Origin of the sequence: Actinosynnema sp. NPDC049800 (assembly GCF_040656635.1) — a bacterium.
Taxonomy (GTDB): domain Bacteria; phylum Actinomycetota; class Actinomycetes; order Mycobacteriales; family Pseudonocardiaceae; genus Actinosynnema.
The window spans coordinates 159,869-180,629 of record NZ_JBFAMT010000014.1; the positions used below are offsets into that span (position 1 = coordinate 159,869).

Below are 20,761 nucleotides of genomic sequence, written 5' to 3' on the forward strand. Positions count from 1 at the left end.
GCCACACGTATCGTAAGGCCCGATCCCGTTATCCTCCCACTCCTTCGGACGTCATCCATTCGCGTGCCGCCCCTTCGGCCCGGCGAAGCGGAACCGAGTCGCCCTCCAGTTTGCGGAGCGCGGTGAAAAGGTCCCGGATGCCGTGCTCGTAGTCGCGGCAAGTCCGCACCAGTTCGAATACGTGCAGCCGGGCCCGCGGGTGGTAGCGGACGGCGCCTTTCACCGGGGCGGGCAGGAGTTCGAGGACCTTCCGCCTGCTCACCTCATCCTCGACGCTTGGCACCTCGAGCAGGGCCTCCACCAGCGCGGTCAGGTGGTCGACAGGCCACGCGACCGGCTCCGGGACCGGCTCCGAGGCCGACGGGGCGAATCGGTGGGCGGCCTTCAGCCACGCGGTCGCGTCCGCCTCCTTCACCGTGAAAGGGAACTTCCGGAACCGCCCCGGTTCAGCCGGCGGGTAGTGGCGGACCACGTCGTTGTAGAACGCGTCGGTCACGGCCAGTGTGACCGGTTTCGGAGAATTTCTGCATTCTTCCCGCAATACTGCGGAGTCCAACAGGCGACTCACGAGGATGATGGCGCTGCTCACCACCCCGTACTCCGTACGGCGCACATCGCCAGCGTGCAGACACAATCGGAGCCGAATGCGCGCGGCCGCCGCGGAAACCTCGTTGTGCTCACGCAGGCGGTCGGCCAAATGGCGCACCACCCGGTCGAGCACCACGACTTTCGACGTGGCTGCGGGTATCAGGATCAACGCGCCGTCGCCACCGTCCTGCCATTCGCAGGAATCCCACCGGACCGACGCCTCCGCGAAAGCGCCGCGCACTGCCCTGTTGAGCCCATCGTGCACCGCCGCCCGGTGGGCGTCCGTCCGCGACGGGTCGCCGTAGCGGTCCACGTCCAGCACCATGATCGTGTAGTGCAGCGGCAAGCGGGAATCATGCGACGACACGGACGACCACCTCGCCGGGAGGGTTGCGGAAGCGCGGGACCTCACACGGTAACGGCGTCACCGACGCGCACGTTAGCGTCGCCACCCGGCAGGAGCAGCCCGCCCGCCAGGCGCACGGCAGGCCGGGTGCGACCGGAAGCTGTGGAGGCCTCGCTCGTGGCGCGGCCCACGACGTCATGGTGGCGCTGGTCGAGCGGACGGCTCGGGGAAACGGCGCTGAGCGTCACCGCCGGCAACGGAGGTCGGCGGGCAGGTCGTAGTCGGTCACCTGGCGCCACTCCTCCGCGGCCAGGTCGCGGGCAGCGGATCGGCAGGCCAGGTCGAGCCACGACGCCTCGTTGACCGCCCACCGCGACACGGTGTTGTGCGGCGTCGCGGTCAGCAGCTCGCCCGTGGCGCCGACGCCCACGATCCCGGTGGCCTCCCAGGGTGCGACGGCGGATGAGGCACGGCTGGTCGGCAGCCGCAGCTCACCGAGCGTCGTGCCCGCGTCGAGGTCGATCAGGACCAGGGCACCGTCGTTGCGGATGCGGCCGACGAACGGCGTGCCCGGCACCCAGCTCAACGGGCGCGCGTACGGGGTGCCGCCGGGAACCGTTCGCAGCAGACGTGCCCCGGTCCCGTCTCGGATGTCCAGCGAACCGTCCTCGTGCGACACGAGCAGCCGGTCGCCCGCGTAGTCGACGGCTTGCGCGTCGGTCTGCAGCACGGACACGATCTCCTCCTCCTGCGTGTCCGCCACGGTCACCCGCACGACGCCGTCTTCGTGCCGGCCGGCCCAGGCCGCGTACCGCCCGCCCTCGCTGATGGCGGCCGGGCCGTCGACGGACGCCGTCGCGTCGAGATCGGTTTCCACGTTCCGGACGTACATCGCGTCGCTGAGGCGGCGCACCGACACGCCGCCGTACTGGCTGACGCAGACCAGGTGCCCGTCGGGGGTCAGCCGCGCGGCCCGCTCCCGGTTGCCCTGGCCTTCCAGCAGCCTCTCGGTGCGGTTGCCGCGGATCGCGTGCAGGCCGCAGCCGACCTGTTCGATCAACGCGGGCGTGCCGTCGGGCAACCAGGCGGGGAAGACGTCGGGCTTGCTCCCCTCGTGCGTCGCCGGACCGGGTGCGGGACCGGCGACGGACGTTCCCGAAGCCGAGCTGCCGTCGAGGTCGTGCAGCAGCACGTCGCCGTACCCGCCGACCAGCAGCGCACGTCGGCCGTCCGGTGACACGGCGAGCTGGGCGGCGGTGCCGGACCGCGGGCTCTCCGGCACCTCCAGGGTGCCGTGGTCCAAGCGCAGCCTGGACTGCTGGTCGGGGTCCCAGAACGACAGCGTGCCGCCCTTGGCCGTGACGAGCCGGTCGGAGGCGCCGACGAACGCCACGTGGTCGGCACCGCCGGCGCCGCGCAGCTGCCGCTGGGCCCGATCGTCGTCGCGCGTGGCTACCTCGGACACCCACAACTGCCCACCGCCGGCGGAGGCGATCCGCTCGCCGTCCCGTCGGATGGCCAGCACGTCCGGGGTGTACGAGCCCCCCGCGCTGGAGACGTGCTCCGCGATCTGCGCGGTGGAGGTGTCGTAGACCAGTGCCCACCCCGCCAGGAAGCCCGTGAACGCGCCGTCGTCCGATGTGGCGGAGAGGCCCCAGCTGGGAGGCGCCAGGTACTCCTCCTGGCTGATGGTGACGGCCAGGTCGGCGAGTCGGAGGCGCTGCCAGATGCCCGCACCACCGGTCACCGCGATGGTGTCCTCGGTGGGAAAGCCGAGACCGTTCCAGTGGTGCGCCGACAGCGCGACGTCACCGTGCCTGGCTGTGGTCGCCGTGTCGAAGGTGGCAAGCCGCTGGGCCTCGGCCGTCGGCGAGGTGAGCACGGCGGCCGTCGTCCCCTTCGGCGACACCGCCACCTGTCCGGGTTGCTCCTGGTGCAGCGCGACGGGCTGCGTGCCCACCCGCCAGAGGACCGTGCGCTGGTCGTCCGTGGCCACGGCCACCTCGCCGTCCTCGCTCACCGCGACGTCCGTGACCGGCCGGTCGCCCAGGTCCGTCTCGGCGCTGTCGCCCGTGGCGGGGTCCCAGCGCACCAACCGGCCGTCCGCGGTGCCGGCGAGCGCGGCGCCGCTCGGCGAGGCGACGAGCGCTGTGACGGGCGAGGTCAGTTCGTGCTGGCCGACGAGCTCCGGGTGGTCGTTCACGGTCTGGAACAAGGCCGCGACGGTCTGCTGGTCGCGGTGGAGGCGATAGCCCTCGACGGCCAGCAACCGGGCGCGTGACGCGCTCGTGGACGAGGCCGCCACCGCCGCGGCGGCGAGCAGCCGCGCGGTCGACACCCGTGCCTGCTCGTTCGCGCGCTGCCCTTGCACGTAGGCGACCACACTGGTCGCGGAGGCGAGCACGAGCAGCACGACCAGCACGGTGATGATGACGCGGGTCCGCCGCCGGTCGCGCCGCAACCACCGCACGTGCGTCCCGACCAGCTCGTCCTTCTCCACGCCGCGCAGCGGGGCCGAGAACTCCGCGATGACGTCCTGCACCTGCGGGTCACCGCGGTCGAGCTCGGGCAGCGCTCGCAGGCCACGCAGGTCGATCCACCGCGGTTCGGCGGGCAGCACGCCGCGCAGGGCCGGGTGGGCCGCGTCGCTCGCCGAGTGGAAGTCGCCGGTCTCAGCGTCCCAGCCGAGGTTCCCGGCGGTGAGGCCGATGAGGATGCGCGCGGGCGAGCGGTGCGCCAACCACCATTCGATCTCCTTGCCCACCCACACCGACTCCGCCGCGTCCGGTGAGGCCAGCAGCAACAACCACTCCGACGAGGACAGCGCGCGTTCGATGCCCTGCCACAGGTCCGGGTCGGCGGCGAGGTTCGCGTCGTCGCGGAACACGCGCAGCGGCCGGTCCCGCCGACTGCGCCGCGCGAACACCTCGAGCTGCTCCTGGAACTCCAGGGCGAAGGCGCCGTCGCTGCGGTGGCTGTAGGAGATGAACGCGTCGAAGCGCGCCGGCTGGAGCTCGTCCACGTCTCGTTGTTACCGGACCGCCTCGTGCCAGGTGGTTGTTATCGTCCGCTGATCAACCTGATGGAGGAACGAGCGGCCCAACGGTGTGGTCGGCCGTCGACCCGCCAGACCGCGCTGAGCTGACCCGACCGATCGGCGAGTTCCTTCCCTCACGGCGCTGCCCGCAGGTGTCGCCGTGAGGCCGTGGTGCCGATCGCGGTCGCGATCCGTGCGCCAGGAGCCGCTCACCCCCGTCGAAGGGCTGACCGGGGCACTTCGACTACCCGAACTGCGGAGAGGACGCGCGATCGCGGGCGTCTACTCCCGCCCTATCGTCACCAGGACGAAAGAAGCGGGTCAAGCGCCCTTCACGCACTCGGCAGAACGGGCGGGTCGGCCGCGTGCGGCATTCGGCTCCACCGGTGGAGCCAACCGATCCCTTGACGGACGGTAAATTTCAACCAGGGTCATAGGGGCAAAAACATTTTACCAAGGAGACGCCGGATGCCCCACTCGCCCCTGCCGAAGCTCAGACGTTCCGCGAGACCCTGGCTGGCCATCGTGACCGCCCTCGGTCTGTTCGCCGCCCTGTCCCCGACCTCCCCACCGCCGGACGCCACCCCCGCGACCGTCGCACCCGAACTCGTCGCGGAGGTCCGGGCGGCCACGCCGGGCGAGCCCGTGCAGGCGCTGCTGATGCTCCCGAACGCCGACCTGTCCGGCGACCGCGACGAGCTCCTCGCCACCCTCCGCGACCACGCGGCCGACACCCAGGCGAAGGTCGCCGCTGCCATCGGCGAGACCGCGACCGTGGTGAACCGGTTCTGGCTCACGAACATGATGCTGGTCGAGTTCCCCGCGGACACCGGCACCCTCGACTCGCTCGCCGCCGTGCCCGGCGTGACGCAGCTCGTCCCGAACTTCGAGGTGCTCGCGCCCGAACCCGTCACGAGCAGCGCGGACGTCACCCCGGCCGCCGAGCTCACCTGGGGCCTGCAGAAGATCGGCGCGGCGCGGGTGTGGGACGAGCTCGGCGTCAAGGGCAGTGGCGTGCGCATCGCCACGCTGGACACCGGTGTGGACATCACCCACCCGGACCTCGCCGGGAAGATGGTGACCGACAACCCCTCCGACGCCAAGCACCCCGGCGGCTGGATGGAGTTCGACGCGTCGGGCAACCGGGTCGCCTCGGCGCCGCGCGACTCCGCCTACCACGGCACCCACGTGGCGGGCACCATCCACGGCGGCGCCACCTCCGGCACCGCGATCGGCGTCGCACCCGCCGCCGAGATGATGCACGGCTTGGTGATCCCCGGCGGCAGCGGTTCGTTCGCGCAGGTCGCCGCCGGCATGCAGTGGGCCATCGCGCCGGTCGACTCCGCGGGCAACCCCGCCGGGCGACCCGCGGACATCGTCAGCATGTCGTTGGGCGGCAACGGCTTCCAGGCCGCGATGGTCCAGCCGACGCGCGCCATCCGCGCGCTCGGCTCGTTCCCGGCCTTCGCCATCGGCAACAACTGCGGCACGATCGGCACGGCCAGCCCCGGCAACGTGTTCGAAGCCGTGGGCGTCGGCGCCACCGACAGCTCCGACAGCGTCGCGTCGTTCTCCTGCGGCGCCGTGGTGCGCAAGGACCAGTGGACCAACCCGCCCGCCGAGTGGCCGGGCAGCTGGGTCAAGCCGGACATCTCCGCGCCGGGCGTCGACGTGTACTCGGCCTCGCCGGGCGGCGGCTACCGGACCCTGTCCGGCACCTCGATGGCCACCCCGCACACCGCGGGCACCGTCGCGCTGATGCTGTCGGCCGCCGGCGACCTACCCGTGTCCGAAGTGGTGGACGTGTTGGCCGACACCGGGTTCTGGGACGACCGGTACGCCGGCGCGCCACCCGACACCCGGTTCGGCAGGGGCCGCATCGACGCCTACGAGGCAACGCGGTTCGTCGCGCTGGACTCGGGCCTGCGGGGCACGGTCACCAACGCCGCCTCCGGCTCGCCGGTCGCCGGCGCCACGGTCAGGATCGAGCCGGGCGGCCGCACCCTCGCCACCCTCGCGAACGGCACCTTCACCAGCAGGCTCGAACCGGGTGACTACACCGTCACCGTCGAGGCGTTCGGGTTCGGCAAGACCACGGTCCAGGCGACGGTCGCCCCGGACTCCTTCGCCGCGGTCGACGTCGTGCTCACCCCGGCGCCCTTCGGCCGGGTGACCGGTGTCGCCAAGCTCGAGGCCTCCGGGGCCGGGATACCCGGCGTCACGGTCGAGGTGACCGGCGTGCCCGCCGGCCTGTCCGCGGTGACCGGCGCCGACGGCCGGTACACGATCGACGGGGTGCCCGCGGGCACCTACCGGGTCGCCGCCTCGTACCCGGCGTTCCGGGCGCCGGGCGAGGTCGAGGTGACCGTCGTCGCCGGCGAGGCGAGCACCGCCGACTTCGCCTTCGGCGTGCCGCCGCGCACGGTGGCGATCGTGGACAGCTCGCAGACGCGGGCGAACCAGTACCGCGACGTCGTGTTCGCGCCACGCGGGGTGGAGACCGCCTACTACAACTGGGACCAGCTGGACAAGGCGGCGCAGCACGCGACCGTCGTGCTCGGCTACGGGACCCTGACGGCGGACTACGACGCGGCGGCCTTCCAGGCGTTCCTGGACGCGACGGACGCCAACGGCACCGGCGTGATCTTCACCGACCACGCCTACACCACGGGCAACGGCATCCGCCAGCTGTCGAAGCACACCGGGCAGCCGGTGTCCACCGGCTCCGACACGGGTGGCGGCACGTCCGCCGAGTCGTACTACGAGGTGACCGCGGCGCACCCGATCTTCGACGGGTTCGCCGTGGGCGACCGCATCCCGCTCGACGACAGCACCCAGGCCAAGTGGGTGGCGTGGTTCGACGGGTACTCCGGCGGGGGCAGGCAGACCATCGCGAACCTCGGCCGGACGGTGGAGGGCGTGATGGGCGGCGGCATCGGCGTCGACCAGCGGGCCACCAACCGGCACGTGCTGCTGTCGCTGCACGGCGTGTCGGCGACCCGCGGACCCGTCGACTGGTCGCCCGAGGCGACCGACGTGTTCCTCAACGCGATCGACTGGGCCTCGCCCGCGCCGGACCCGAAGCAGCCCTACTACGCCCTGCACGACCTGAAGGTGTCGCCGGGCCTGGTGAAGGCCAGTGAGAACGTCACGGTGACGGTCCAGGTCAAGAACGTCGGTTCGGCGGCGGGCACCTACAGCGCGGCGCTCAAGGTCGGCGGCGTGGTCGAGGCGACCACACCGGTGCAGCTGGCGGCCGGCCAGTCCAAGACCGTCACGTGGACGGTCGACCCCGACCGGCTGGGCACGTTCACGGTGCAGGTCGGTCACCTGACCGGCTCGTTCCGGGTGCGCGCGCCGCGCGTCGACCTCGCGGTGTCCACTGTGGACGCGCCCGGCGCGGCCGCGGTCGGCCCCCTGGCCGGCGCGGTCGTCGAGCTGATCGCCGGCGGCCAGGTCCGCGGGCTCGGCAAGACCGACGGCGCGGGCAAGCTGTCGTTCGAGATCCCGGACCCGGTGGGCCGGTACACGCTCGTCGTGCGCAAGCCGACGCCCGAGGGCGGCGGCGACGCCTACCTGCTGCACCGCGAGATCACCGTGATCGACGACGACGTGATCTCGTTCGCGCCGCGGGTGCTCGCGGGTGGCACGCGGACGTCCGCCATAGGTGAGAACTTCGCCGTGCGGACGGACATCGCGCTCGACGCCGCCGACGCGCGGCACACCGGTTCGGTGTTCCTGCGCCCGTCGGGCACCGCGCCTCACGGGTACCGCTACGAACCGGGCACCCTGGTGGCGACGCTGGACCGGTACGAGGCCGTCACCGTGCACTCGGTGCGGCACCTCGAGCAGGACTGGTTCCTGCCGAGCACGAAGGTCACCGGGCTCGACTGGACCACCCCGTACGACGTCACGTTCGCCTTCGGCGGCGCGGCGAAGGTCTCGCTCGGCGACGTCGTGGTCGGCGCCGACGGCAAGGCCACCGCGGACTGGTCGGTGACCGACGCGCACGGTGTGCCGTTCGCGACGGTGATGGCCTCCGCCGTGCGGCCGTTCCTGAGCCTGCCGGAGCGCGCGGCGCTCGAAGACGTCGAGGGCCTGGTCCGGGCGGCGGCGCCGAACGAGCTGAAGCCGGTGCTGCGCCTGTTCGCCCCGGACGGCACGCCCCTGCGGGCCGGTTCGATCAACTGGAACGCGCGGCCCTACGCGTTCACGCTCGAACCGGGCACCCCTGACGGGGCGTACCGGTTGGCGCTGGACGTGGACACCGGCGGCTACTCCGGTGACCTCACCGCCGAGTCGCGGCTGCGCGTCGGGCCGGAACCGGTGGCCGTGGTGTCGGTGACGGACACGCGCGGGACGTTCGTGCCGGGTGCGCACACGCAGTACGACGTGCGCGCGGTCAACAGCGGCACCGCCGGCTCCGGGCCCATGTCCTGGACGGTGCGCGTCGCGGCTGACCGGAGCCTGGCGCCGAGCGACGTCGTGCTGCGGCTCAAGGTCGGGACGACGTGGCAACGCGTGGCGCTGGCCCGTGACGGCGGCGCCCTGACCGGTGTCGTCACGTCCGACGCGGCGGTGGACGCCGGCTCGGAGCGCACGTGGCGGATGTCGTTGTTGGTGCGCGCGCCCGGCACGTACCACGTGGCCGACACGTTCACCGGCGCCGGCATCTCCGTCACCAACGCCGACGACCTGGTCGTGGCCGAACCGGCGGGCGTCAGGTAAGGAGACCGTCCGGTCCCGCGGCGTTGCGGCCGCGGGACCGGACGTGACGCCCGGCTCGTCGCACGGCGTCCGAAGCGACGTGCGGTGACCGGAACCCACGGCCCTGCTCGTGCCCGGCACCACGGCATGCCAGGGCCGTGGGCCACCGAGACCGGCCCTGGCGGACCTCGCCGCGTTCGCGGCCGGTCGACCCTGGCCAAGCTGGACCGGGTTACTGCGGAGACCTTCGAGCACTTCGGCGACCTGCTGTCGACTGCGGGAGGAACGCGGGATGCGAGGGCTGTGACGCTTGACGCCTCCCGCCGGTCACGGCCGACTTCGCGCTGATCCCCGAAGGCAGTGGCACGCCGTCCCCGACGCCGCGCCGGTACTGGTGGTGTGCCCACCCACCGACTCCATGACCGAGGACCGCGCCGTCCCGGATGATCGGCGATGCCGGTCGTTCACGGCGATGTGATCATCGCGTTCCCGCGAAGGTGGTGGTCACCGGGTACGGTCGGGGTGTTGTCCGTTCGCGGGCATGGTGTGCCGGGAAGTCTGGTCGGCGACGTGTTCCACCGACCTCTCAGGAGCCGCCCGTGCCGCGCGCCACGACCAAGCTGTTCGACCGGGGCACCTGGCCCGAGGCCAAGCGGATCGCCGACATCCTCCGACTCGAGACCGTCGGCGGGGTGATCATGCTGGTCGCCGCGCTCCTGGGGCTGGTGTGGGCGAACTCGCCCTGGGCTCCCGCGTACGAGGCGTTGCGCGGCTTCGAGTTCGGCATCGCCTCGCTGCACCTCGAGCTGAGCGTCGGGCACTGGGCGTCGGACGGCCTGCTGGCGATCTTCTTCTTCGTCGCGGGCCTGGAGCTCAAGCGCGAGTTCGTGGCCGGTGACCTGCGCGATCCGCGCCGGGCGGCGGTGCCGGTGGCCGCCGCGTTCGGCGGTGTGGCGGTGCCGGCCGTGTTCTACACGCTGGTGAACCTGGGCAACCCGGACGCCGCGTCCGGCTGGGCGATCCCGACGGCCACCGACATCGCCTTCGCGCTGGCCGTGCTCGCCGTGATCGGCCGGAGCCTGCCGGCGGCGCTGCGGACGTTCCTGCTCACCCTCGCCGTGGTGGACGACCTGATCGCGATCGTGATCATCGCCGTGTTCTACACCGACGACCTGGCCGTGGCGCCGCTGCTGGCGACCGCCGTGCCGCTGGCGCTGTTCACCGTGCTGGTGCAACGGCGGGTGCGCTCGTGGTGGGTGCTGATCCCGCTCGCGGCGCTGACCTGGGGTTTCATGCACGCCTCCGGTGTGCACGCGACCGTGGCGGGCGTGCTGCTGGGCTTCGCCGTCCCGGTGATCCGCCGCAGCGCGGGCGAGGGCCCCGGCCTGGCCGAGCACTTCGAGCACCGCTGGCGACCCCTCTCGACGGGGTTCGCGGTGCCGGTGTTCGCCTTCTTCGCCTCCGGGGTGTCCCTGGGCGGGCTCGACGGCCTGGTGTCGTCGCTGTCGGACACGGTCACCATCGGCGTGGTGGTCGGTCTGCTTCTGGGCAAGCTGGTGGGCATCACGGCCGCCACGTGGTTGGTCTCCCGGTTCACCAGGGCCGAGCTGGACGGCGACCTGGCGTGGGTGGACGTGGTGGGCCTGGCGGTGCTGGGCGGTATCGGGTTCACCGTGTCGCTGCTGGTGGGCGAGCTGGCGTTCGGCGAGGGCAGCAGGCCCTACGACGACGCCAAGATCGGCATCCTGCTCGGGTCCCTGCTCTCCGCGCTGGTCGCCACGGTGATCCTGCGGGTGCGCAACCGCGTCTACCGGCGCATCCACGAGGAGGAGACCCGGGACGAGGACCGCGACGGCATCCCGGACGTCCACCAACGAAATGTTATTGACTAACTCTTGTTAGTGGCTAACAGTATGACGCGTGGTCATAGTGGTCGGCGCGGGTCCCACCGGTCTGGCAGCGGCGTGCGCGCTGCGCCTGCGAGGCGTGCGGGTGCGGGTGGTGGACGCGGCGCCAGGGCCGGCGACCACCTCCCGCGCACTGGGGTTGCAACCGCGCGGCAGCGAGGTGCTGGAGCGGATCGGCGCGTTGGGCGACCTGCCGGCACGGTCGGTCGGCATCCGCCGGGTGGTGGTCCACGTCGGGGGTCGGCGGTCGGGCGAGCTGCGGGTCGGCCGGCCCACGGCGCTGGTCCGGCGCCCCGGCCTGCTCGTGTCCCAGGCGGAGGTGGAGGCCGGGTTGCGGGCGCGGCTGGCGGACCTGGGCGTCGACGTGGAGTGGGGCGCCGCGGTCACCGGCCTCGCCCAGGACGAGCGCGGAGCGGTGCTGTCCACGGCGCGGGGCCCGGCGTCGGCTGACTGGGTGGTCGGTTGCGACGGCGCGCACAGCGCGGTCCGCAAGGCGGCCGGCATCGGCTTCCCCGGTGTCCCGCTCGTCGAGGGCTTCGTGCTGGGCGACGTGCGGGCGGAGTTGCCGCTGCCCCGGGACGCGGTGGGGGTGTGGGTGCGTGGTGGCGAGATGTTCTCCGCGTTCCCCCTGCCCGGCGGCGTGTGGCGGTTCATGGCGCCGGCACCGGGCACGTCGGTCGAGGACGTCCCGGAGTTCCTGACCCGTGCCGCGCTGCGGCACGCCGGGGTGCGCGTCGAGGCCGGGAGCGGGTGGGTGTGGGCGTCGGTGTTCCGCATCCACCGGCGCCTGGCCGAGACCTACCGGCGCGGTCGGGTGCTGCTGGCCGGCGACGCCGCGCACATCCACAGCCCGTTCGGCGGTCAGGGCATGAACACGGGCCTGGGTGACGCCGAGAACCTGGCGTGGCGGCTGGCGCTGGTGGTCGCGGGCCGCGCGGGCGACCGGCTGCTGGACGGCTACCAGACCGAGCGCCGCCCCGTGGCCGAGGAGGTGCTCGGCGCCACCAGCGGCCTCACCGGGCTCGTGCTGGGCGAGTCCCCGGTGGCCCGGCTGGTGCGCGACCGCGTGCTGTTCCCCCTGATGTCCCTCCCGCCGGTGGAGAAGGCGATCTGGGAACGGGCGTCGCAGCTGAGGACGAGCTACGCCCGGTCGCCGTTCGGCCGGCGCCCCCGGGTCGGTGACCGGGTGCCGGAGTTCGCGGTGGGCAGCGGGTTCGGCTGGACCCTCGCCTCACCGCGGGACGACGGCTTCGCCGCGGTCGCCCGCGACGCGCTCGGCGAAGTCCGGCACGTGCGCCGCGACGGCGGGGCGCTCCTGGTGCGACCGGACGGCCACCTGGCTTGGCGCGGCGAGTCGGAGCCCGACGCGTTGCGCCGGGCCTTGGCGGTCATGCTTGACCGGTGACCACAGGAGAGGGCGGGCCCGCGGGCGGGCTGCGCGCGCAACGCAAGGCACGCACCCGTCGCGCGATCCAGGAGCACGCGCTGCGGCTGTTCCTGGCCCAGGGCTACGAGCAGACCACGGTCGAGGAGATCGCCGCTGCCGCGGGCGTGTCGCACATGACGTTCTTCCGCTACTTCCCCACCAAGGAAGCCGTGGTCGAGGACGACGACTACGACCCGTTCATCGCCGAACTGGTCCGCGGCCGGCCCGCCGGAGAGGGTCCTCTGGAAGCGCTGCGCGCGGCCCTGCGCGCCGGGCTGGACGCGGTGCTCGACACCGACCGGGACGCCGTCTACGCCCGGACCAGGCTGATCGTCACCACCCCCGCCCTGCGCGCCGGGCAGTGGCGCAACACCGCCGCCACCGCCGACCTGCTCGCCGGAGCGCTCGCCGACCGCGAGGGGCAGGTGGTCGACCTGCGGCTGCGCGTGATCGCGGCGGCGGCCACGGCGGCCCTGACGACCGCCCTGACCGAGTGGGTGGAGGGCGAGGGCGCCGACGACCTCCGCTCACTGGTCGACGAGGCGTTCGCCGCCTTGTCCTCAGGACGTTAGGCGAGCGTCTCCCCCGGAGAAAGTGTGGTCGACTCGCGGCGGTTACCGCCCTCCGCGAGTCGCCACACCATGATGCCCCAGAGCCGACCGTTCGGAGCTGACGAACACCTGACGTTCGGGGTCAGCCCAGCGGGGTGAAGTTGCGCGAGGCGACGAAGTCCGGCCGCGGCCGGCTCGCGGCGAAGGGATCCACCAGGGCGTTCTCGACGCTGTTGAACACCAGGAAGATGTTCGAGCGCGGGAACGGGGTGATGTTGCTGCCCGAGCCGTGCATGCTGTTGGAGTCGAACAGCAACGCCGACCCGGCCGGGCCGGTGAACTGCTCGATGCCGTGCGCGTCGGCCAGCGCGGTGAGGTTCGCCCGGCTCGGCACGCCGATCTCCTGCTCCTTCAACGACGACCGGTAGTGGTCGTCGGGTGTCGCGCCGGCGCACGGCACGAAGGTGCGGTGCGCGCCGGGCATCAGCATCAGCCCGCCGTTGAACGGGTAGTTGTCGGTCAGCGCGATCGACGCGCTCACCGCGCGCATCAGCGGCATGCCGTCCTCGGCGTGCCAGGTCTCGAAGTCGGAGTGCCAGTAGAAGCCCTTGCCGGTGAAGCCGGGCATGAAGTTGACCCGGCTCTGGTGCACGTAGACCTCCGAGCCGAGGATCTGGCGGGCCCGGTCGAGCAGCCGGGGGTCGGCGGCGAGCCGGGCGACCAGTTCGCTGATCCGGTGCACCTCGAAGATGGAGCGGACGTCGTCGGACTGCTTCTCCACCACGGTGCGCTCGTCGGCGCGCACGACGGGGTCGGTGCGCAGCCGGCCCACGGTGTCGCGGAACACGGCGACCTCGTCGGGGCTCAGCAGTCCTTCGACGGTGAGGAAGCCCTTGGCGTCGTAGCCTGCCACGGTCTCGGCGTCGAGCGGCCCGGAGGCGTCCCCGCCCCAGACGACGGGCTCGGTCCGGGCGATCGGCTCCGCCTCGACCGCCGTGCGGGTCGGGTACCGGTCTGCGGTGGTGGTCGCGGTCACGCGTAGGTCTCCTCATCGGACGGCGGGTTCGCCGGGTCGTCGCCGTTCCCCGGGTCGGCAAGGCGGATCAGGGGGTACACGCCGCGTTCGTCGTGCACTTCCCGCCCGGTGACCGGCGGGTTGAACACGCAGATCGCGCGGATGTCGGTGGCCGGGCGCACTTGGTGGCGCTCGTGCCCGTCGAGCAGGTAGAGCGTGCCGGGCCGCAGCACGTGGACTTCGCCGGTCTCCTTGTCGAGCAGTTCACCGGTGCCTTCCACGCACAGCACCGCCTCGACGTGGTTGGCGTACCAGAAGTCGTTGACAGTGCCCGCTTTCAGCACCGTCTCGTGCAGCGAGAACCCGACCCGGTCACCGGCCAGGATGATGCGCTTGCTGCGCCAGTTGGGCGTGACGACGTCGCGGTCGGTGCCGTCGAGGTCGTGCAGGGAGCGCACGATCACGAGAGCCCTCCCGCGGTGACGCACTCCCGCACGGAGTCGGCGAGCACGGCCAGCCCTCGTTCGAACTCGTCGTCGGCGATGGTGAGCGGCGGCATCAGCTTGACCACCTCGTCGTCCGGGCCCGAGGTCTCCACCAGCAGGCCGCGCCGGAACGCCGCGGCCGCCACCCGACCGGCCAGCCCGGTCTCCTCGAACGCCAGGCCGCGCGCGAGCCCCCGCCCCTTCGCGGAGCTGCCGGGCACCGCGGCGACGATGTCCCGCAGCACCCGTTCGGCCTGCTCTCCCCTGGCCTTGGTGCTCTTCTCCAGCGTGTCGTCGGCCCAGTACTCGCGCAGCGCCGCGGTGGCGGTGACGAACGCCGGGTTGTTGCCCCGGAACGTGCCGTTGTGCTCGCCGGGCTCCCACACGTCCAGGTCCGGGCGCACCAGGGTGAGCGCCATCGGCAGCCCGAACCCGCCGATCGACTTGGACAGGCAGACGATGTCGGGCACGATCCCGGCGCCCTCGAAGCTGAAGAACGGGCCGGTCCGGCCGCAGCCCATCTGCACGTCGTCCACGATCAACAGGATCCCGTGCGTGCGGCACAGCTCCGCGAGACCGGCGAGCCAGTCGAATCGCGCCGCGTTGATGCCGCCCTCGCCCTGCACGGTCTCCACGATCACCGCGGCGGGCGCGTTGAGCCCGCTGCCCGCGTCGCTCAACAACCGCTCGAAGTACAGGAAGTCGGGGAACTGCCCCTCGAAGTAGTTGTCGTAGGGCATGGGCGTCGCGTGCACCAGCGGGATGCCCGCGCCCCCGCGCTTCATCGAATCACCGCTGACCGACAGCGCGCCGAGCGTCATCCCGTGGAAGGCGTTGGTGAAGCTGATCACCGACTCGCGGCCGGTGACCTTGCGGGCCAGCTTGAGGGCCGACTCCACCGCGTTGGTGCCCGTGGGACCGGGGAACTGGATCTTGTACGCCAGCCCGCGCGGCTGGAGCACCACCTCGTCGAACGCCTCCAGGAAGTCGCGTTTGGCGGCCGTGTGCATGTCCAACGAGTGGGTGATCCGGTCCTCGGCCAGGTAGTCGAGCAGCGCCTTCTTGAGGACCGGGTTGTTGTGCCCGTAGTTGAGCGCGCCCGCGCCCGCGAAGAAGTCCAGGTAACCGCTGCCGTCCTCGTCGTAGAGGCGCGCGCCGAGCGCGCGGTCGAACACCACCGGCCACTTGCGGCAGTAACTGCGGACCTCGGATTCGAGGCTGGCGAAGATGCTCACGTCTCTCCTGGTGTTCGAGTGCGGGACGACCCCGGCCACGGCCCGAGGCGGTGCAGTTCTTCGGCTTCGTGCGGCTCGGGGAACAGGTCCGCGGTGAACAGCGGCTCACGGGTGTGCCCGACGCCGTGGTCGCGCGCCAACCCGGCGAACAGCCGGATCGACGCCGCGTTGGTCGCCGTGACCGTCGTCTCGACGAACCGCGGGCCACGACCGACCAGGTCCTCCAGCATCGTCCGCGCGACGCCGCGCCCCCGGTGCCGTTCGGCCACGCCGACCTGCCAGACGAACAGCGTCCCCGGCGCGTCCGGGCGGGCGTAGCCGGTGACGAAGCCGACGACCTCGCCACTCACCCGCGCCACCACCGACGTGGCCGCGAAGTCCCTGGTCCACAGCAGGTAGGCGTACGAGGAGTTGACGTCCAGCACGCCGGTGTCGGCGGCCAGCCGCCACAGCGCACCCGCGTCGTCAAGCGTGGGTCTCCCCGTCGAGACCGGTGGCACGGCGTCGGACTCGAGCACGCCGCGTTCTCTCCTCGGTTCGGCGAACATGCTGCCGGAACGTAACAGCCGCCCCGGCGGCGCGGGCGCCGCTCGTGACACCTGTCAGGAGACCGCAAGGTTCATAGTCCACTTTGGACTTGTCGCATGCGGAGCGACTTTCTCCTTGTGTGACAGAGGTTTTCTCCAGTTATTCCGCGAAAGTCACCCGCTCGGTGTTGACGCTTTGCCGCTGACTTCTCTAGGGTCGCCGAGTCCGCCCGCCGCGTCGCGGTGCGGTGGACCGTCCTGTCGTCGAAGTTGGGAATCCCACTTCGTGTTCTCATCACACTTGTCCCGCCGCCTGTTCCTGGTGGCCGGTATCGGGGCCGGGCTCGCCGCGACCGGTTGCAGCACCGTCGACCTGTCCGCCCAGCGCGACGGCGGGAACCTGCTGGAGCGCCTGCGCGCCACGGGCGAGGTGCGCGTGGGCTTCGCCAACGAGGCCCCGTACGGCTACGTCGACCGCCGCGGTGAGCTCACCGGGGAGGCGCCCGAGGTCGCCAAGGCCGTCTTCCGCAGGCTCGGCGTGCACAACTTCGTGCCAGCCCTGTCGGACTTCGGCGCGCTCATCCCCGGCCTGCGCGCCGGGCTGTTCGACGTCATCGCCGCGGGCATGTTCATCACCCCGCCCCGGTGCGAGCAGATCCTGTTCTCCGACCCGGACTACAACGCGCCCGAGGCCGTCCTGGTGCGGCGCGGCGACGTCGGGCGGTTCACCGCGCTCGAGGACTTCGTCCGGGACGGCACGGCGAAGCTCGGGGTGCTGCTCGGGAGCTTCGAGGTCGACATCGCGGCCGGGTACGGCGTGCCCGCCGACCGGACGGTGACCTTCGCCACCCAGGCCGGCGGGATCGACGGCCTGTTGGCCGGTCGCGCGGACGGCTTCCTGCTCACCGCGATCTCGCTGCGCGACGCGATGGCCCGCCGGCCGGACGCGGAGGTCGAGCTGACCGAGCCGTTCGTGCCGGTGCTCGACGGCGTCGAGCAGTACGGCGCGGGAGGGTTCGGCTTCCGCCCGGACCAGCGGCGGCTGCGCGACTCGTTCAACGCCGAGCTGCACGGGCTCAAGCGCAGCGGCGAGCTGCTGGAGATCGTCCGGCCGTTCGGGTTCACCGAGTCCGAGATGACCGACCTCACCGCGGACCGGCTGTGCCGGCCCGACCGGGCCTGAGGGGAAGGGTCACCCCATGTCCACGGGTTTGTGGCTGCGCCTGCTCGACGGGCTGCTCGTCACCCTGGAGCTGACGCTGTTCGCGGCGGTGCTCGGTCTGGTGTTCGCGTTCGCCGCCGGGCTCGCCCGGCTGTCGGCCAACCGCCTGGTGCGCGGTGCGGCCCTGGCCTACACCGAGGGCTTCCGCGGGCTGCCGGCGCTGGTCGTGCTGTTCTGGCTCGTGTTCGCCCTGCCCGGCCTCGGCCTGCAGCTGGAGCCGCTGTTCGCCGGGGTGCTGGCGTTGTCGCTCAACATCGGCGCGTACGGGGCGGAGGTCGTGCGCGGCGCGGTCCTCTCCGTGCCCGCCGCGCAGCTCGAAGCCGCCACGGCGCTCAACTTCACGCCGTGGCAGCGGATGCGGCTGGTGGTCCTGCCGCAGGCGCTGGTGGCGATGGTGCCGCCGTTGGGCAACCTGCTGGTCGAGCTGCTCAAGGCCACCGCGCTGGTGTCGCTGGTCTACCTCCAAGACCTGACGTTCCAGGGGCAGATCGTGCGTGCCGCCACCGGTGACACCGCGGCCACGTTCGGTGGCCTGCTCGTCGGCTACGGCGTCATCGCGCTGGTGCTCACCCGGCTGGTGAAGCTGGTCGAACGACGTGCGGCCGCCTCGTTGGGCCGAACCACCGCTCACCGCGGGCCGCACGTCGGCCCCCCGGCCGCCGAGGGGGCGCGATGACGTTCGACTGGCAGGCCGCGTGGGACGCGGTGCCGCCCTTGCTGCGCGGCCTGGCGACCGCGCTCCAGGCCGCCGCGTTCGGCTACGTGATCGCGCTGGTGCTCGGGCTCGCGTTCGCCTTGCTGCGCCGCAGCACCTTGCGCTGGGTCCGGCTCCCGGTCGGGTTCTTCGTGGAGTTCGTCCGCTCCACGCCGTTGCTGGTGCAGTTGTTCTTCCTGTTCTTCGTGCTGCCCACGATCGGCGTCGAGCTGTCCGCGATGGCGACCGGCGCGATCGGCCTCGGCCTGCACTACGCCGCCTACACCTCGGAGGTCTACCGCGCGGGGATCGACGGTGTGCCCGTCGGCCAGTGGGAGGCGGCGAAGGCGCTGAGCCTGTCACGTGGTCGCACCTGGACCAGGGTCGTGCTGCCGCAGGCCGTGCCCAGGGTGGTGCCCGCGCTCGGCAACTACGCCATCGCGTTGTTCAAGGACACACCGCAGCTCACCGTCATCACCATCGCCGAGGTGCTCAGCGTGGTGAAGGCGGTCGGCTCCCAGAACTTCCAGTACCTCGAGCTGATCACCGTCGCCGGGCTGCTGTACCTCGTCACCGCGCTGCTCATCGCGTGGCCGGTGCGGGTCCTGGAACGCCGGTACCGAAGGGAACTCGCATGACCGCGGAGCTGATCACGTTCGACCGGGTCGGCAAGCGCTTCGCCGACGCCGTCGTGCTCGACGACCTGTCCTTCGGCGTCCGCGCGGGCGAGAGGGTCACGCTGATCGGGCCGAGCGGGTCGGGGAAGACGACGATCCTGCGGATGCTGATGACCCTCACCCGCCCCGACAGCGGCACGATCACCCTCGCCGGTGAGCCGCTGTTCCACGAGCGGCGCGGCGACACCCTCGTCCCCGCGGGCGAACGGCACCTGCGGGCGATGCGCCGGCACACCACGATGGTGTTCCAGCAGTACAACCTGTTCCCTAACATGCGGGTGCTGCGCAACGTGACCGAGGCTCCGGTGCACGTCCTCGGGCTTCCCGCGGAGGAAGCGGAGGAACGCGCCCGCGAGTTGCTGGACGTGGTCGGGCTGGCGGGCAAGCTCGACGCCTACCCGTCGCAGCTGTCGGGCGGCCAGCAGCAACGGGTCGCGATCGCCCGCGCCCTGGCTATGCGGCCGGACGTGCTGCTGCTGGACGAGGTGACCTCCGCGCTCGACCCCGAACTGGCCGCCGAGGTCCTCGACGTGCTGCGTGACGTCGCGCGGACGTTCGACGTGACCATGCTGTGCGTGACCCACGCCATGAAGTTCGCCCGCGACGTGTCCGACCGCGTGCTGATGTTCAACGAGGGCCGGATCATCGAGTCCGCGTCACCGGACGAGCTGTTCGACGCGCCGAAGCAGGAGCGCACCCGGCAGTTCCTGCGCTCGGTGATCGACGAGTCCTGACCGGCGGATCGCAAGGTTCTCGTCAGGTCCACGTCGGGGCGTAGTGGGAGGATCGTCGGGTGGAGGTCGGTGACGGCGCGGTCGTCCTGGTGGTCCGGGACGACGACTCGATGTCGCCGGTGGAAGTGGCGCGGTGGCTCCAGGAGCGCTTGGACGGCTGGCCCCCGGAAGACGTCGTGCTCGTGGGCGTGGTCGCGGGCGAGCTGTTCGACAACGCGGTGAACCACGGCTCGGCGCCCTACGTCCTGGAGCTCGACCTCGACGAGTTCGGCGAGACGATGCTGGTCACCGTGCACGACCGCGCCCGCGACCGGGCCTCGCGGTGGCGGCGGTCGGCGGGGCTGCTGCTGGTCGACGCGCTGTCGAGCCGGTGGGGAGTGCTCTCCCGGGACGGGACCACCACCGTGTGGGCGAAGTTGGACTTCGAGGACTGACCTCACGTGCGGCAGCACCTCCGCCGCCGCGAGCCCGGACGCCCACGCGGGCAGCTGCATTTGAAACCAAATTTCCAATCTGTTTTTATAGTCGCAGCGGTCGGCAGGCGATCGCCACCGTGGAAGGGGTCCGATGCCGCCCGCGCTCTCGTCCGAGGAGAAGGCCCGGATCACGGCGCTGTTGCTGGACACCGGACACCGGCTGTTCACGACGGTCGGCCTGCGCAAGACCACGTTGGACGAGCTGATGGCGCCCACCGGGGTGGCGAAGAGCAGCTTCTACCTGTTCTTCGACTCCAAGGAGGCCCTGTACCTGGAGCTGATGCTCCGGCAGACCGCCGAGGTGAAGCGGCGGGTCGTGGACGAGGCGTTGCTCGCGGGCTCCGACACGCGCGACGGCCTGCGCCGGTTCCTGCACGCCACCCTGCACGAGCTGGCCGTCAACCCGCTGTGGAGCAGGCTGACCAGCCACCCGGAGGAGATGCGGGCGGTCGCCGGCAAGCTCGACCCGGCGCGGGTCACCGCGTTGGCGGACAACCCGGTGACCGCCGTGTCGGAGTTCGTCGCCGACCGCCGACGCGCCGGCGACCTGGTGGACGTCGACCCGGCCGTGATCATCGGCGTGCTGCAGACCGTCCTGCTGGTGCCGATGTTCGCCGACCGGCTGGGCGACCCCGCTCTCCGCACCAAGATCATCGACCTGCTGGTCGACATCGTCGCCGCGGGTCTCACCACCCAGGGGGAATCGACGACATGACCAGACGAGCCGTGATCGTGGGCGCCGGCATCGCGGGCCTGAGCGCCGCGTTGCGACTGCGCCAAGCGGGCTGGGAGCCCGTGGTGGTCGAGCGCACGCCGGGCCGCCGCTCCAGCGGCTACGCGGTGACGTTCGGCGGGCTGGGCTACGACGCCGCCGAGCGCATGGGCATCCTGCCCGAACTCGACGAGCACCACATCACCCCCGACGAGATGCACTACGTGCGACCGGACGGCTCGACGAGGTTCACCGTGCCGGGTGAGACCGTGCGGGCGCTGCTCAGCAGGCGTGCGTTCAACATCCTGCGCGGCGACATCGAGGACGTCCTCTACCGCGCGGTGCGCGACGACGCCGACCTCCGCTTCGCCACCATCGTCACCGCGATCGAGCAGCACCCGGGCGGTGTCGGGGTGACCCTC

At 72.0% G+C, this 20,761-nt stretch carries 17 protein-coding genes; 11 read left to right on the forward strand and 6 right to left on the reverse strand.

Translation table 11 applies throughout. The features are described from left to right. Positions 1-28: 28 nt before the first annotated feature. Positions 29-934 (reverse strand): effector-associated domain 2-containing protein, encoded by a 906-nt coding sequence (locus tag AB0I91_RS19270; RefSeq protein ID WP_499637914.1) that lies wholly within the window; start codon positions 932-934, stop codon positions 29-31. Between the two features lie 244 nt (positions 935-1,178). Further along, on the reverse strand, positions 1,179-3,956 hold the full coding sequence (locus tag AB0I91_RS19275; protein ID WP_499637917.1) for a WD40 repeat domain-containing protein: 2,778 nt from the start codon (positions 3,954-3,956) through the stop codon (positions 1,179-1,181). Between the two features lie 483 nt (positions 3,957-4,439). Between AB0I91_RS19275 and AB0I91_RS19280 the strand changes: the two genes are divergently transcribed. The 4 genes from AB0I91_RS19280 to AB0I91_RS19295 all read left to right on the forward strand — a co-directional run bounded on the left by AB0I91_RS19280 (position 4,440) and on the right by AB0I91_RS19295 (position 12,583). Continuing rightward, positions 4,440-8,699 carry a S8 family serine peptidase gene (locus AB0I91_RS19280; RefSeq protein WP_499637920.1) on the forward strand — a complete coding sequence of 1,420 codons (4,260 nt, stop codon included), beginning with the start codon at positions 4,440-4,442 and terminating at the stop codon, positions 8,697-8,699. A gap of 578 nt (positions 8,700-9,277) precedes the next feature. Next, the gene (gene nhaA / locus AB0I91_RS19285; protein ID WP_499637923.1) at positions 9,278-10,570 is read left to right on the forward strand and encodes a Na+/H+ antiporter NhaA; all 1,293 of its coding nucleotides are present in this window, start codon (positions 9,278-9,280) and stop codon (positions 10,568-10,570) included. A 28-nt stretch (positions 10,571-10,598) separates the two neighbouring features. Beyond that, positions 10,599-11,990: an FAD-dependent oxidoreductase gene (locus tag AB0I91_RS19290; RefSeq protein ID WP_499637926.1), complete on the forward strand. Its 1,392-nt coding sequence runs from the start codon at positions 10,599-10,601 to the stop codon at positions 11,988-11,990. After that, on the forward strand, positions 11,987-12,583 hold the full coding sequence (locus AB0I91_RS19295; RefSeq protein ID WP_499637929.1) for an acyl-CoA-like ligand-binding transcription factor: 597 nt from the start codon (positions 11,987-11,989) through the stop codon (positions 12,581-12,583). The genes AB0I91_RS19290 and AB0I91_RS19295 overlap by 4 nt, the downstream gene beginning before the upstream one ends. Before the next feature lie 121 nt (positions 12,584-12,704). On the opposite strand, the gene thpD is transcribed toward AB0I91_RS19295, so the two are convergent. Genes thpD through ectA form a run of 4 tightly spaced genes read right to left on the reverse strand, consistent with a single transcriptional unit; the run spans position 12,705 to position 15,845 of the window. Then, a complete protein-coding gene (gene thpD / locus AB0I91_RS19300) occupies positions 12,705-13,598 on the reverse strand; it encodes an ectoine hydroxylase (RefSeq protein WP_499637933.1) in 894 nt (297 codons plus the stop codon). Next, the gene (locus AB0I91_RS19305; RefSeq protein ID WP_499637936.1) at positions 13,595-14,041 is read right to left on the reverse strand and encodes an ectoine synthase; all 447 of its coding nucleotides are present in this window, start codon (positions 14,039-14,041) and stop codon (positions 13,595-13,597) included. The genes thpD and AB0I91_RS19305 overlap by 4 nt, the downstream gene beginning before the upstream one ends. Next, a complete protein-coding gene (ectB, locus tag AB0I91_RS19310; protein WP_499637939.1) occupies positions 14,038-15,297 on the reverse strand; it encodes a diaminobutyrate--2-oxoglutarate transaminase in 1,260 nt (419 codons plus the stop codon). The genes AB0I91_RS19305 and ectB overlap by 4 nt, the downstream gene beginning before the upstream one ends. Continuing rightward, entirely contained in the window at positions 15,294-15,845 is a 552-nt protein-coding gene (ectA, locus tag AB0I91_RS19315; RefSeq protein WP_498777993.1) for a diaminobutyrate acetyltransferase, read from the reverse strand. Before ectA ends, ectB begins: the two co-directional genes overlap by 4 nt. Positions 15,846-16,110: 265 nt before the next feature. Between ectA and ehuB the strand changes: the two genes are divergently transcribed. The 7 genes from ehuB to AB0I91_RS19350 form a co-directional block, all read left to right on the forward strand. Beyond that, positions 16,111-17,007: an ectoine/hydroxyectoine ABC transporter substrate-binding protein EhuB gene (ehuB, locus tag AB0I91_RS19320; protein WP_498777995.1), complete on the forward strand. Its 897-nt coding sequence runs from the start codon at positions 16,111-16,113 to the stop codon at positions 17,005-17,007. Positions 17,008-17,023: 16 nt separating this feature from the next. Further along, a complete protein-coding gene (ehuC, locus tag AB0I91_RS19325) occupies positions 17,024-17,722 on the forward strand; it encodes an ectoine/hydroxyectoine ABC transporter permease subunit EhuC (protein ID WP_499637941.1) in 699 nt (232 codons plus the stop codon). Further along, positions 17,719-18,378, forward strand: coding sequence for an ectoine/hydroxyectoine ABC transporter permease subunit EhuD (gene ehuD / locus AB0I91_RS19330; RefSeq protein ID WP_498777999.1), 660 nt, complete (start codon positions 17,719-17,721; stop codon positions 18,376-18,378). The genes ehuC and ehuD overlap by 4 nt, the downstream gene beginning before the upstream one ends. 8 nt (positions 18,379-18,386) lie before the next feature. Beyond that, positions 18,387-19,151 carry an ectoine/hydroxyectoine ABC transporter ATP-binding protein EhuA gene (ehuA, locus tag AB0I91_RS19335; protein WP_498778199.1) on the forward strand — a complete coding sequence of 255 codons (765 nt, stop codon included), beginning with the start codon at positions 18,387-18,389 and terminating at the stop codon, positions 19,149-19,151. A gap of 59 nt (positions 19,152-19,210) precedes the next feature. Continuing rightward, the gene (locus AB0I91_RS19340; RefSeq protein ID WP_498778002.1) at positions 19,211-19,585 is read left to right on the forward strand and encodes an ATP-binding protein; all 375 of its coding nucleotides are present in this window, start codon (positions 19,211-19,213) and stop codon (positions 19,583-19,585) included. A 133-nt stretch (positions 19,586-19,718) separates the two neighbouring features. Continuing rightward, positions 19,719-20,342, forward strand: coding sequence for a TetR/AcrR family transcriptional regulator (locus AB0I91_RS19345; RefSeq protein WP_499637945.1), 624 nt, complete (start codon positions 19,719-19,721; stop codon positions 20,340-20,342). Next, the coding region (locus tag AB0I91_RS19350; protein WP_499637948.1) for an FAD-dependent oxidoreductase at positions 20,339-20,761 on the forward strand (423 nt) is incomplete at its 3' end. The genes AB0I91_RS19345 and AB0I91_RS19350, both read left to right, overlap by 4 nt.

Bases quoted from the DNA above. Each gene is read 5' to 3' on its own strand.
- AB0I91_RS19280 (WP_499637920.1), top strand. From the start codon at position 4,440: ATGCCCCACTCGCCCCTGCCGAAGCTCAGACGTTCCGCGAGACCCTGG.
- ectA (WP_498777993.1), bottom strand. From the start codon at position 15,845: ATGTTCGCCGAACCGAGGAGAGAACGCGGCGTGCTCGAGTCCGACGCC.
- ehuC (WP_499637941.1), top strand. From the start codon at position 17,024: ATGTCCACGGGTTTGTGGCTGCGCCTGCTCGACGGGCTGCTCGTCACC.
- ehuD (WP_498777999.1), top strand. From the start codon at position 17,719: ATGACGTTCGACTGGCAGGCCGCGTGGGACGCGGTGCCGCCCTTGCTG.
- AB0I91_RS19345 (WP_499637945.1), top strand. From the start codon at position 19,719: ATGCCGCCCGCGCTCTCGTCCGAGGAGAAGGCCCGGATCACGGCGCTG.